The 12,618-nt window shown below is 70.5% G+C and carries 14 protein-coding genes; 4 read left to right on the top strand and 10 right to left on the bottom strand.

The annotated features are described in order from the left end of the window. Positions 1-194 precede the first annotated feature (194 nt). The gene (locus tag KIP79_RS06180) at positions 195-830 is read left to right on the top strand and encodes a nucleotidyltransferase domain-containing protein (RefSeq protein WP_214103675.1); all 636 of its coding nucleotides are present in this window, start codon (positions 195-197) and stop codon (positions 828-830) included. Then, on the top strand, positions 827-1,294 hold the full coding sequence (locus KIP79_RS06175; protein WP_214103674.1) for a hypothetical protein: 468 nt from the start codon (positions 827-829) through the stop codon (positions 1,292-1,294). The genes KIP79_RS06180 and KIP79_RS06175 overlap by 4 nt, the downstream gene beginning before the upstream one ends. Positions 1,295-1,297: 3 nt before the next feature. On the opposite strand, the gene alc is transcribed toward KIP79_RS06175, so the two are convergent. The 9 genes from alc to uraD form a co-directional block, all read right to left on the bottom strand. Next, positions 1,298-2,272: an allantoicase gene (alc, locus tag KIP79_RS06170; protein ID WP_250212732.1), complete on the bottom strand. Its 975-nt coding sequence runs from the start codon at positions 2,270-2,272 to the stop codon at positions 1,298-1,300. Between the two features lie 40 nt (positions 2,273-2,312). After that, positions 2,313-3,725: an allantoinase AllB gene (gene allB / locus KIP79_RS06165; RefSeq protein ID WP_372453529.1), complete on the bottom strand. Its 1,413-nt coding sequence runs from the start codon at positions 3,723-3,725 to the stop codon at positions 2,313-2,315. Next, complete coding sequence (locus tag KIP79_RS06160) at positions 3,718-4,926, bottom strand: glycerate kinase (protein WP_214103672.1); 1,209 nt, start codon at positions 4,924-4,926, stop codon at positions 3,718-3,720. Before KIP79_RS06160 ends, allB begins: the two co-directional genes overlap by 8 nt. 70 nt (positions 4,927-4,996) lie before the next feature. Beyond that, positions 4,997-6,325, bottom strand: coding sequence for an 8-oxoguanine deaminase (locus tag KIP79_RS06155; RefSeq protein ID WP_308169588.1), 1,329 nt, complete (start codon positions 6,323-6,325; stop codon positions 4,997-4,999). Next, positions 6,322-6,795 (bottom strand): (2Fe-2S)-binding protein, encoded by a 474-nt coding sequence (locus KIP79_RS06150; protein ID WP_214103766.1) that lies wholly within the window; start codon positions 6,793-6,795, stop codon positions 6,322-6,324. Before KIP79_RS06150 ends, KIP79_RS06155 begins: the two co-directional genes overlap by 4 nt. Further along, positions 6,795-7,649, bottom strand: coding sequence for an FAD binding domain-containing protein (locus KIP79_RS06145; protein ID WP_214103671.1), 855 nt, complete (start codon positions 7,647-7,649; stop codon positions 6,795-6,797). Before KIP79_RS06145 ends, KIP79_RS06150 begins: the two co-directional genes overlap by 1 nt. A 4-nt stretch (positions 7,650-7,653) precedes the next feature. After that, the gene (pucL, locus tag KIP79_RS06140) at positions 7,654-8,505 is read right to left on the bottom strand and encodes a factor-independent urate hydroxylase (RefSeq protein WP_250212731.1); all 852 of its coding nucleotides are present in this window, start codon (positions 8,503-8,505) and stop codon (positions 7,654-7,656) included. A gap of 1 nt (position 8,506) precedes the next feature. Next, positions 8,507-8,848, bottom strand: coding sequence for a hydroxyisourate hydrolase (uraH, locus tag KIP79_RS06135; RefSeq protein ID WP_214103670.1), 342 nt, complete (start codon positions 8,846-8,848; stop codon positions 8,507-8,509). Next, complete coding sequence (gene uraD / locus KIP79_RS06130) at positions 8,845-9,318, bottom strand: 2-oxo-4-hydroxy-4-carboxy-5-ureidoimidazoline decarboxylase (RefSeq protein ID WP_250212730.1); 474 nt, start codon at positions 9,316-9,318, stop codon at positions 8,845-8,847. The genes uraH and uraD overlap by 4 nt, the downstream gene beginning before the upstream one ends. A gap of 113 nt (positions 9,319-9,431) precedes the next feature. Between uraD and KIP79_RS06125 the strand changes: the two genes are divergently transcribed. Continuing rightward, a complete protein-coding gene (locus KIP79_RS06125) occupies positions 9,432-10,265 on the top strand; it encodes a deoxyribonuclease IV (RefSeq protein ID WP_214103668.1) in 834 nt (277 codons plus the stop codon). 390 nt (positions 10,266-10,655) lie between these two features. On the opposite strand, the gene KIP79_RS06120 is transcribed toward KIP79_RS06125, so the two are convergent. Continuing rightward, a complete protein-coding gene (locus tag KIP79_RS06120) occupies positions 10,656-11,282 on the bottom strand; it encodes a sulfite oxidase-like oxidoreductase (RefSeq protein ID WP_308169587.1) in 627 nt (208 codons plus the stop codon). A 254-nt stretch (positions 11,283-11,536) separates the two neighbouring features. Here KIP79_RS06120 and aroF point away from each other — a divergent pair, with 254 nt between their 5' ends. Then, positions 11,537-12,598: a 3-deoxy-7-phosphoheptulonate synthase gene (aroF, locus tag KIP79_RS06115; RefSeq protein WP_214103666.1), complete on the top strand. Its 1,062-nt coding sequence runs from the start codon at positions 11,537-11,539 to the stop codon at positions 12,596-12,598. Positions 12,599-12,618: the final 20 nt, after the last annotated feature.

Genomic DNA, 12,618 nt, shown 5'->3' with positions numbered 1-12,618 from the left:
ACTCGATCGCGACGTGACTCTGAACAGTTACTTACCGTCACCGAAAGCGACCTAATTGTCACCCAAGTTAGGCTTTCACCCAAGAATTGGACGGAATGACCGATCTAGTCATGCTTCGCGATCAGCTCCCCCAGAAGCTGGTGGCCCAGGTATCCTGTCATTAGCGCAGAATATCCTGGGCTTATGACAGTAAAATGCTGAGCGTGATTGATCCGTCACGCATGCCTCTGCTGGAGGATCCAGGCATGCGACAGCCACCGCCTCCCGTCTTCCCAATCTTCCGTTCGCGGATCACCTGTGCGGTTCTGACCTGCACCTACGTGAGCGATCAGGAGCATTCCGTCAGCGATCTCGCTGCCGCCGCGGACACCGACACCGGCACGATGGCGCGGGAAGTGGCGCGGCTGGAAGCGGCCGGGATCCTGGTCAGCAGACACGTCGGGCGTACCAAGCTGGTCAGGCCGAATCAGGATGCCCCGTTCTACCGGCCACTGCGCGATCTCGTCACCGTCACGCTGGGTCCGTTGCAGGTCCTCGCCGAAGAACTGGCGGAGCTTGACGGAGTCGAGAAGGCGGCGATATTCGGTTCCTGGGCGGCGCGGGTGCAGGGAGAGCCCGGACCGGCGCCCGTCGACATCGACCTGCTCGTCGTTGGGCGGCCGGATCGCGATGATCTGCACGACGCCTCGGCCCGGGCACGATCCCGGCTCGGCCGCGAGGTCAACACCGTTGTCATCACCCCCGCACGGTGGACCGCCAACGAGGACGGTTTCGTCCGCGAACTCCATGACCGGCCCAGGATCGAGATCCCCCTGAAGGGTCTGCCATGAGTTGGCCACGGGGACGCGAAGAGATCCTCACGATGCTCCAACGGCGGGAACTCACCCGGGTAGTCGCGGATGTCCAGTTGGCCGAGCGCCTTCTCGTCACGGCACGGCAGCACCTGATCAGCGCTGAGGCTCTCGCGAGTACCGATCCCCATCTCGCCTATGCCGCGCTGCATGACGCGGTACGCAAGTCACTTGCGGCACTCCTGCAAGTCCAGGGCCTCCGCGCGACAACCACTGGCGGGCATCTGGCCGTTCAGCACGCGACGCGGGCTCAGTTCGGGGCCTCGATGGGTGCGATTCTGCGGCCGGTTGACCGGATCCGGGCGACCCGCCATGAGATCGAATACCCGACCGAGACCACCTGGATCGACGAGGACGGCATCCGCGACGATCTCCCTAAAGCGGCCGCGGTGGTGAAGGCGGCTGAGGAAGTGCTCCCCCACTTGGCGGTGTTCGTTTCCTGAATGTCAGGTGGTCAGGGCGTCGAAGCGGGCGGTGAGGGCCTGTTCGGATTCTGGGGGGAGGGTGCCGAGGAGGCGGAGGCGGGAGAGGCCGCCGTCTGGGTGGATGTCGAGGCGGGCGTGGGTGATGGGGGTGGGGTGGTCGAGGCGGAAGCGGTGGAGGGTGTCGGGCTGGAGGGGGGTTTTGGGGAGGAGGGGGAACCAGGTGGCGGAGTCGGGGGTCGCGGCCGTGGTGGCGGAGAGGGTGGCCCAGCCGGGGGCGTTGTGGAGGAGGTTGGTGGTGTCGAGTTCGGCGACGGCGACGCGGCCGGGGGCGGCCAGGCGGACGATGAGCCAGTCGTTGCCGTCGTCGCGGCGGCGGGCGGTTTCCCAGCCTTCTGACTGGTTGCGGGGGCGGCCGGGGGCGATCACGTTGTTGGGGGCGGAGTAGAACTCGTTGGAGCAGGCGGTGACCAGGGCGCCGTTCTCGAGGGCGGCCAGGTCGATGGTGAGGCCGGTGAGGAAGCGGGGGTCGGGGACGACCTCGCCGTGGACGCGGAGGCGGGCCACGCCGCCGTCCGGGTAGATGTTGAGGCGGACGTGGGTGAAACGGCGGGGGTTCCGCACCTCGAACTCGTGGGCGGCGTCGCCTTTCAGGGGGTGTCTGGGGAGGATTTCCACCCAGTCGGTGAGCTCGTCAGGAGCCAGCGGGCCGGGCGCGGCGCAGGCGTCGACGGACGCGTACGGCGGGTAGTTGCCCTTGAACCAGGCGGTGTCGATGACGAGGCCTTTGATCACTCCGGGCATACCGAGGCGGACGATGGCCCAGTCGGAGCCGGGGGTGCGGCGGCGGCGGGTCTCCCAGCCGTCGTAGATCTGGCCCTTGGCGCCGAAGGTGTGGGGGTTGAAGACGGACGGTCCCGGCCGGATCAGGGCTTCCCGCTCGGCGAACGACTCGTCGTTGGCCGCGATCACGGCCCCGCCGTAAGTCCGCAGTGCCAAATCCGGAAATTTCAGGAAATCCGTCACCACTTACCTCGCATCAGTCGCGTGCGTTGAGAAATACCCCGTGGGGGGTATCGGCGATCGGGAGGTGAGCGGTGTCAACGCCCGCCTTCGAACCCCCGCCGAAGTCCGCTTCCGAGTCCCCACGCAAACCCGCCTTCGATCTCCCGCCGAGCACCTCCCGGCCCCGCAACCACGTGGTCCGGACAATCCCCGTGAGCGTGCGCCCGTGGTAGGGGGTCACGGGGTTCTTGTGGTGGAGCGAATCCGCGTCCACGGTGAACGTCGCCGTGTCGTCGAAGGCGACCAGGTCGGCGTCGTGGCCGAGCTGGATCCTCCCCTTCCGGGTGTCCAGGCCGACGAGCGCGGCCGGGCCCTCGGCCATCCATCGGACGACGTCGCGCAGGCCGTACCCACGGGAACTGGCCTCGGTCCAGATGACGGGCAGGCCGAGCTGGAGGGAGGCGATGCCGCCCCAGGCGGTGGCGAAGTCGGGGGCGGCGAGGGACTTGAGATCGGCGGGGCAAGGGGAATGGTCGGAGACGACGCCGATCAGGGTGCCGTCGGCGAGGGCCTGCCAGAGGGTGTCGCGGTTGGCGGCCTCCCGGATCGGCGGGCAGCACTTGAAGGCGGGGGTGGTGGCCTCTTCGGCGGTGAGGGTCAGGTAGTGGGGGCAGGTCTCGGCGGTGATGCGGACGCCGGAGTCCTGGGCCTGCCGGAGGGGTTCGACGCAGGAACCCGCGGAGACGTGCACGATGTGGGCGCGGGCGCCGGTCCGGCGGGCGGCGTCGATGACCCGTTCGACGGCCTTCCGCTCGGCGTCCGGGGTCCGCGATGACAGGAATTCCGGATATGTCGGGCCGAGGGGGTCGGTGAGCGTCGCCGGGTCCTCGGCGTGCACGATCAGCAGCCCGTCGACGGCGGCCAGCCGGGTCATGACCTCCAGGAGCTGGGGGGAGTCGAGGGCGGGGAACTCGTCCACCCCCGAGGGGGAAAGGAAACACTTGACCCCGAACACCCCGGCCTCGAAGAGCGGGACCAGATCGTCGAGATTGCCGGGAATCGCGCCACCCCAGAACCCGACGTCGACCAGGCACTGGCCCTCGGCCGCCTTCTTCTTGACCTCCAGCGCCGCCACGGTGGTGGTCGGCGGCAGCGAGTTGAGCGGCATGTCCACGATGGTGGTCACCCCACCGGCCGCCGCCGCCCTGGTCGCCGAGGCGAACCCCTCCCAGTGCGTACGCCCGGGCTCGTTGACGTGCACGTGCGTGTCCACCAGCCCCGGCAGCAAGGCCACCGCCCCGAGATCGACCTCCGTACGGGCGGGCATCGGCTCGTCGTAGGCGCCGAGCGCCGCGATCCGCCCGTCCCGTACAGCCACCGCCAGCGCACGCTCCCCCTCCGGCGTCACCACCCGCCGCGACCGCAGGACAAGCTCGTAGTCACTCACCCGAATCCTCCAGATGCGCGGCGGCGATGGTCGCGGCCAGCCTTTCCAGTAGCGGGCCGGGGTTGCTCATGCAGACGGCGACGTCGGGTTCGAGGTCGGTCAGCGCGTACGCGGCCTCGATGCCCGCTTTGCGGAGTTCCTCGTCGGGGAGGGTACGGCGTCCGCACACGGCCACCACCGGCACCCCGTACCGCGCGGCGGCGGTGGCGACGCCGATGGGGGCCTTGCCGCGCAGGGACTGCTCGTCCAGCGAGCCCTCCCCCGTGATCACCAGGCGGGCGTCCCTGACGTGGTCGTCGAAGCCGAGCAGGTCGAGCAGGTAGGCGATGCCGGGCCGGATCTCGGCGTGCAGGAAGGCCAGGGCCGCGAAGCCGGTCCCCCCGGCGGCCCCCGCACCCGGCTGGCCGGCCACGCCCATGCTGCGGACGACGCCGTCGTGCTCCACCGACCCGGCCAGGCCGTGGGTGTGCACCGCGACGGCGGCCAGCCGGGCCAGCCCGGCCTCCAGCGCCTTCACCTCCTCGGCGGACGCGCCCTTCTGCGGACCGTAGACGGCGGCGGCGCCGTACGGGCCGAGCAGCGGATTGTCCACGTCACTGGCCACGACGAACTCCAGCCCGGCCACCGCGTCCACCGCATGCGCATGCCCCTCATTTCGCGAAATTTCGCGAATCCCCGCCATAAATCCGGAAATGTCGATGGTGGCGAGGTCGCGCAACGCGCCCCCGCCGGGCGGCAGGTCGTTCCCCGAGGCGTCCAGGAACCGTACCCCCAGGGCCCGGACCAGCCCCGTCCCTCCGTCAGTGCAGGCGCTCCCCCCGAGCCCGAGCACGATCTTCCGAGCCCCGCCCCGAACCGCGTGCGCGATCAGCTCCCCCGTCCCGAAGCTGTCGGCCCGCAACGCCGCAGGCCCCCCGGGCAACCGCCGCAGCCCCGACGCCTCCGCCATCTCGACGACGGCCGTCTCCCCCAGCACCGCGTACGAGGCGAGCACCCGTTCCCCGGTCGGCCCCGCCACCTCCACGGAAACCCGCGAGAACCCGCAGGCGACCACCGCGTCCACGGTCCCGTCACCCCCGTCGGCCACGGGCAGCACCACGCTCGGCGCCTCCCCCAGCCCGGCCACCAGATGCGCGGCCACCTCCGGCGCGGTCAACGACCCCTTGAACTTGTCCGGCGCGACGACAACGTGACCCCTCATGGCGACAACCTCAGACTGGGCGGCAGTGACCCTCCATCATCCCGCCCCCGCACGGACCGGCCACACACGATCAGGCCTGGGCCAACCGCCGGTGCGCCCGCGCCCCGGCCTCGGCCGCCGCCAGGTCGCCCACCGTGCGCAGCTCCCCGTCCTCGACGACGGTCCGCCCCCCGACCAGCAACCGCGCCAGCGGCGGCGTCCGCCCGTACGCCAGGGCGACCACCGGATCGTCCACCGCCGCGTAGAACCCGTCCACCCGCCAGAGCGCGATGTCGGCGAGCTTCCCTGCCTCCAGGGTCCCGATCTCCGTCTCCCGCCCGAGGCAGCGCGCCCCGCCCAGGGTGGCGATCTCCAGCGCCTGCCGCGCGGTCAGCGCCTCCGGGCCGTACCGGGCGCGCTGCATCAGCAGGGCCATCCTGAGCTCCCCCGCCAGCGCCGTCATCTCGCTGGAGGCGGCCCCGTCCACGCCGAGCCCCACTGGCGCCCCGGCCCGGAGCAGCTCGCTGACCCGGGCGATGCCGGCGCCCAGCCGCCCGTTGGAGGTGGGGCAGTGCGCGGTGCCGGTCCCGGTCTCGGCGAAGCGCCGGAGGTCGGCGTCGGTGAGGTGCACGCAGTGCGCCAGCCACACGTCGGGCCCGAGCCAGCCGAGCGACTCCAGGTACTCGACGGGCAGCATGCCGAACTGCTCCCTGCAGTGCTCGTCCTCGTCGAGGGTCTCCGCGCCGTGGGTGTGCAGGCGCACGCCGAGCCTGCGGGCGAGTTCGGCGCTCTCGGTCATCAGCCGCCCGCTGACCGAGAACGGCGAGCAGGGGGCGACGGCGATGCGAAGCATCGACCCGAAGGACGGGTCGTGATATTTCCGGACGGCGGCCTCGGTCTCGGCCAGGATCTCGTCGAACGTCTCGACCACCGAGTCCGGCGGGAGCCCGCCCTGCGACCGCCCCCGGTCCATCGACCCGCGCCCGGGATGAAACCGCAGCCCGACCTCCCGCGCGGCCTGGATCTCCGCGTCGAACAGGTCCCCCCGGCCCTTGGGGAAGATGTAGTGGTGGTCGGAGGTGGTCGTACACCCCGACTTCGCCAGCCAGGCCAGCCCCGCGGTGGCCGCGCCGTGCACCACCTCGGCGTCCATCCGCGCCCAGATCGGGTAGCTGGCGACCAGCCACTCGAAGAGCGTGCCGTCCGGCGTCACCCCCTGCGAGGCCCACTGGTACAGGTGGTGGTGGGTGTTGACCAGGCCGGGCGTGGCCAGGCAGCCCCGCCCGTCGATCCGCTCCCCTTCCCCCTCGTACGGCCCCGGCCCCACGGCCACGATGCGGTCCCCGTCCACCGCGATGTGCCCGGCGGGGATCTCGGCCCCGGCGACCGGCGCCACGTACACGTTCTCGATGACGATCACGGGGCGGCCTTCCGGGCGGCGGCCAGCCGTACCGCGTCGAGGATCTTCTCGTAGCCGGTGCACCGGCAGAGGTTCCCGGCCAGCGCCTCCCGGATCTCGGCGTCCGCCGGGACCCCGGGGGTGGCCGCGATCAGCGCGTGCGCCTGCACGATCAGCCCCGGGGTGCAGAACCCGCACTGCACGGCCCCGCACTCCACGAAGGCCCGCTGCACGGGGTCGAGCCGGTCTCCGTCGGCCAGGCCCTCCACGGTCACCACCTCGCGGCCCTCCGCCTGCCCGGCCGCGACCAGGCAGGCGCAGACCGGCGTGCCGTCCAGGTAGACCGTGCAGGAGCCGCACTCGCCCTGCTCGCAGGCGTTCTTGGCGCCCGGCAGGCCGAGCCGCTCGCGCAGCACGTACAGCAGGCTCTCGCCCGGCCACACGTCGCCGGCGGTCAGTTTCTCGCCGTTGACGGTCACGTTGACCCGCATCATTCCCCCTTGTACTCCGCCCAGGCCCAGCCGAGGGTACGGCGGGCCATCACGGCCAGCGCGTGCAGCCGGTAGTCGCGGGTGCCGCGCACGTCGTCGATGGGCGAGGCGGCCTGGACGACCAGCTCGCCGAACCGCCGCACGGCCTCCGGCGACGGCGCGGTGCGCCCCTCCCAGTCCAGCTCCCCGGCCAGGAAACGCTCGGCCTCCGGGGCGCGGCGCGGGGTCGGCGCGGCCGAGCCGATGCCGGTCCCGACCTCCCGCCTGCCCGGGTGCAGCGCGAGGCCGAACGAGCAGACCGCGATGACCATCGCGTTCCTGGTGCCGATCTTGGAGAAGTACTGCGGGCCGTCCGCGCGGGGCACCCGCACCGCGCGGATCAGCTCGTCGGGGGCGAGCGCGTTCCGCTTCACCCCGGTGTAGAACTCGCCGATCGGGATGAGCCGGGTGCCGCGCACCGACTCGGCCTCCACCATCGCGCCGGAGGCCAGCAGCGGCGGGTGGCTGTCCCCGGCCGGGGAGGCCGCCCCGAGGTTCCCGGCCACCGTCCCCCGGTTGCGGATCTGCGGCGACCCGACCGTCCGGGAAGCCTGGGCCAGCCCCGGCAGCCAGGCCCCGAGCTCGGTGATGACCCGGGTGTAGCTGACCCCGGCCCCGATCCGGAACCAGCCGTCCGACTCGTCCCAGTCCTGGAGTTCGGCCACGGGGTTGAGGTCAAGCAGCGCGGACGGGCGGCCCTTGTCGAGGTTGATCTCCACCATCACGTCGGTGCCGCCCTGGATGGGGGTGGCCGCCGGGTGCTCGGCCTTGGCGGCCAGTGCGTCGGCCCAGGTGACGGGGCGCAGGAAGTCCATGCCGCTACTCCCAGGCCGGTCCGGCGGGGGGCGCGTCCTCGCGTGCCACCGTGCCCTCGATCAGCCCGTACGGCCGGTCGGCGGCGTAGAAGACCTCGCCGTCGTTTTCCAGGCCGAACGGGGACAGGTCCACCAGGAAGTGGTGCTTGTTGGGCAGCGCCAGCCGTACCTCGCAGATCTCGGGGCAGTCGGTGAGCACCCGGGAGCCCATCGCGTACAGGGTCTGCTGGAGGGAGAGGCTGTAGGTGTCGGCGAAGGCGGCCAGCAGCGCCTGGCGGGCCTTCTCGTAGGACTTGTCCCAGTCGGAGAGCCCGGAGTGGCGCCAGGTCGCGGTGACGGCGGTGGCCAGGATCCGGTCGTGGGTCTCCTGGAGGGTGGTGTACTCGTCCCTGGCGAAGCCCCAGAACTCGGAGTTGGTGGTGTTGAGCACCACCAGGTCGGTCAGACCGGACACCACCCAGGAGCGTTCCCCGTCGTAGTGGGCCACGCAGGTGCGGGTCTCCCGGCCGGAGCGGACGAAGGACTGGCCGCCACGCCGCTCCCAGGCATACTCCTCGATGGCCACCCGCGCGTGCCGGACGGCGGGCTGGGAGTCCACGAAGTGCCGGGCCAGCAGCAGGGCGAAGTCCTCGGCGGCGCCGACGCCGTGCTTCTTGGCGAAGGCGTACACGGTGTTCTTCTGCGTGTCGGTGGGCAGCACGGCGCCGTTGTCGCCGGACAGGTGCACCTCGGTCATGTCGCCGGACAGCGCGGTGCTGACGTTGAGATCCTTGATGTGGTGGGCGTCGCCGTGCTTGGTGACGCGGACCACCCGGGTCTCGGCCTTGCCGTACCGGTTGGGGCCCAGAACGAACAACCTAACTCCCCCGATAGGTCGAGTAGCCGAAAGGACTGAGCAGCAGCGGGATGTGGTGGTGCTCGCCGGCGTCGTCGATCGTGAAGACGATGCTCACCTCGGGGAAGAACGCCTCCTCGCCCAGGTAGCCGGCCGTGTCGAAGACCAGCCGGTAGGTGGCCGGGTCCAGCTCGCCGGTCCAGCCCCGGCCCAGCGGCGACCACTCCCTGATCCGGCCGTCCTCGTCGGTACGGCCCTCGGCCAGCGGCACGAACCCGTGCGCCGCCCGGCAGGAGAGCCGGACGAACACGTCCTTGGCCGGGCGCCCGAGCGCGGTGTCGAGCACATGCGTCGAAAGTGTCATCGGCCCTCCCACAGCTTGACCAGACGGAGTTTGACGATCTTGGCGAGCTCGTCCCGGACGATCTTGCGCTCCACTTCCTCGTCATTGGCCAGCCGGGCCAGCAGGAGGTCGAGCATCTCCCCGGCGGACCTTCCGGTGGCGCAGATCAGGTAGACGTGGCCGAACCTTCGCTCGTAGGCCTGGTTGCCCTGGCGCAGCGCCTCCAGCAGGGCGGCGTCGGCGTGCGCCGTACCGGACTGCTCGGCGCGCGACCAGGCGGCCTCCCGGTCGCCCCCTTCGTCACGATCCCCGATCCGGGGGTGCGCGGCCAGCGCCTCCAGCACGTCCGGCCAGTCCGTTTCGGCGAGCGCCCGCTCGCTCGCCTCGGTCAGCTCGGCGAGCGTCCGGTACGGCTGATGCGCCGCCACCGCGTCGGCCCACCGGGTGGACGCGCAGCAGGCGAGCAGGTCGGAACGGCCGAGATCGCGCATGGCAGCAAGTAGACACCGGTGGGGGTGGCGGGTGCCAGGAACCGGAACTCCCATCCTGCGTGCCTGTCGCCTGGCCGGTTTTGTAGCTTGCTCCAACTACGCTGGGGTGCGCTATGACAGGGAATCCCATTGGCGGGCACGTGCCCGTGGCCGGGGGTCTTGCCACCGCCGGGTTGAAGTACGCGGCCGAGATCGGCGCCGAGATGGTGCAGGTGTTCGTCTCCAATCCGCGCGGCTGGGCTCTCGGCGAGGGCGATCCGCGGGAGGACGCCAAGCTCAGGGAGGCCGGGATGCCGGTCTTCGTGCACGTCAACTACCTGGTCAACTTCGGGTCGCCGACCGAGGCCACGCTGACCGGTTCCGTCGCGGTGGTCCGGCACGGGCTGCGACGCGGGGCCGAGATCGGGGCGGCCGGAGTGGTGGTGCACACCGGGTCGGCGGTGAGCCAGACCCGGGAGGCGGCGCTGCGGCAGGTGCACGACCATCTGCTGCCGTTGCTGGACGAGATCCCGGAGGACGGGCCCGATCTGCTGCTTGAGCCGATGGCCGGGCAGGGGCAGATGTTGTGCGCGACCGTGCAGGATCTGGGGCCCTATCTTGAGGCGCTGGAGTCCCACCCCAAGGTCGGGGTCTGCCTGGACACCTGCCACGCCTTCGCCGCCGGGCACGATCTGGCCGCTCCGGGCGGGGTCGCTCGCATGCTGGAGGAACTCCACCAGGTCGCGCCTGGGCGCTTGAAGATGTTCCACGCCAACGACTGCAAGGACGCGTGCGGGTCCAAACGGGACCGGCACGAGAACATCGGCGCCGGGCAGATCGGGGAGCGGGCCTTCACCGAGTTGATGCGCCACCCTGTGGCGGACGGCGTCCCCCTCTGTATCGAAACACCCGGCAAAGCAGACAAACACCGCGAGGACATCGCCCTCCTGAAGAAACTGCGGCCCTGATCCGGCCATCCCCCGTGTGACCGGATCAGAGGCGCACGAGGGAGAAGACTACGACTAGTAATCACAGGAGTGGAGCCGGTTACGACGAACGGTCGCCCGGACGCGTCGAACGGCACTGGGCTCAGCGCGGCATATGCCAACTATCCACATCATTCTGGCCACAAAGAGCAACCAGGCCGACCTACGGCTCGGAAGTAGTCGAGGATGAGTTCGATCTCTTGCCACAGGTCGGCCCCGCACACGCGGGGATCGTCCTGACCAGTTCCTGCGAGGGCCGCGGGTTCTCGCGTCGGCCCCGCACGCGCGGGGATCGTCCTGGCCAGCGGAGTTGGTCCAGGTCCCAGAAGTCGTCGTCCCCGCACGCGCGGGAATCGTCCCCACCCCGCTAGTTCACGACGGGCCGTCGCCGGGGTCTTCCTGGTAGGAGTAGCGCTGTTCGCGCCAGGGGTCGGCGATGTTGTGGTAGCCGCGGTCTTCCCAGAAGCCGCGGCGGTCTTCGGTTAGGTACTCGATGGCGCGGACCCATTTGACGCTTTTCCAGGCGTACAGGTGGGGGACGACGATGCGGACGGGGTAGCCGCGTTCGGGGGTGAGGGGCTTGCCGTCGAGTTCGGTGGCGAAGAGGGTGGTTTCGCGGTCGAAGTCGGTCATGCGGAGGTTGGCGCTGTAGCCGTACTCGGCCCAGATCATGACGTGGCGGACACCGGGGGCAGGCGGCACGGCCGACAGGAGGGCGCAGGCGGGGACGCCCGCCCACTCGTTGCCCATGATTGAGAACTTGGTCACACAGTGGAAGTCGGCCACCACGTCGGTCTGGGGCAGCGCCGTGAACTCCTCCCACGTGAAGGCGTGCGTCTCACCGCTCGCGGTCGCCCCGAAAACCTGGAAGCGCCAGGTGAACGGCCGGAACGCCGGAACCCTCCCGTAGTGGATGACGGGCCTGCCACGCGGAATGTACTGACCCGGAGGCAGCCGGTTCTCCTCCTCGGGATGCGCCGCCACTGGATTCTCCGCCACCCGCTCATCCTGCCATCCGTCGTCACACCGCCCGCCGCTGGGTACCCAGGGCTCACGGTGCGGTATATTTTGGGCGTGCTTAGCGCCTTCTCCTTTAGCTATGGCGACGGACCCGTAGGGACCGGTCGCCATCGCTTGTTGCGCTAGCAACCAGTGGCGAAACGGAAGCCCCGGGTCCATCAGGACCCGGGGCTTCCGGCGTTTCATGAAACTTTCAGACACCCCTCGGGACAAGGGACGAACAGGAGACAGACATGGTCATCGTGATGACACCGACGGCAACCCCGGAGGACATTGAGGCGATCGTCGGCCTGGTGGGGGCGGCGGGCGGCGAGGCGTTCGTGTCGCGCGGCGTCAGCCGTACGATCATCGGGCTGATCGGGGACGTGGAGCGGTTCGCGGCGCTCAATCTCGGCGGGCAACGTGGCGTCGCCGAGGTAATGCGGGTGTCGACCCCGTACAAGCTGGTGAGCCGGGAGAATCATCCGGAACGGTCGACCGTGCGGGTGGGCGGGGTGCCGATCGGACCGGAGACGGTCACCCTGATAGCCGGCCCGTGCGCGGTGGAGACACCCCAGCAGACCCTGGCGGCGGCCGAGATGGCCAAGGCGGCCGGCGCCACCCTCCTGCGCGGGGGCGCCTTCAAGCCGCGCACCTCCCCGTACGCTTTCCAGGGCCTGGGCGAGGCGGGCCTGCGCATCCTCGCCGACGTACGCGAGCAGACCGGCCTCCCGATCGTCACCGAGGTCGTGGACGCCCACGACGTCCCCCTGGTCGCCTCCTACGCCGACATGCTCCAGGTCGGCACCCGCAACACCCAGAACTTCGCCCTCCTCCAGGCGGTCGGCAAGGCCGGCAAGCCGGTCATGCTCAAGCGCGGCATGAGCGGCACCATCGACGAGTGGCTGATGTCGGCCGAATACATCGCCCAGCGCGGCAACCTCGACATCGTCCTCTGCGAACGAGGCATCCGCACCTTCGAAACCGCCACCCGCAACACCCTGGACGTCTCCGCCGTCCCGGTCGCCCAGCGCCTCTCCCACCTCCCGGTCATCATCGACCCCTCCCACTCGGGCGGCCGTCGCGACCTGGTCCTCCCCCTCACCCGCGCCGCCCTCGCCGTAGGCGCCGACGGCGTAATCATCGATGTCCACCCTCACCCCGAACAGGCCCTCTGCGACGGCCCCCAGGCCCTGGTAACCGAGGACCTCCCCGCCCTCGCCCAAACAATGCAAACGTTCTCCCCTCTGATGAACCGAACCCTGGTCAGCCAGACCCTGTGTCAGAGTGCTCGCCCTCCGCAGTCGCTCGTCTGAGTTGCTCGGGGCAATAGAAC

This window comes from Acrocarpospora catenulata (genome assembly GCF_018476525.1).
Lineage (GTDB): Bacteria > Actinomycetota > Actinomycetes > Streptosporangiales > Streptosporangiaceae > Acrocarpospora > Acrocarpospora catenulata.
This window is presented reverse-complemented; position numbering and strand designations above follow the sequence as displayed.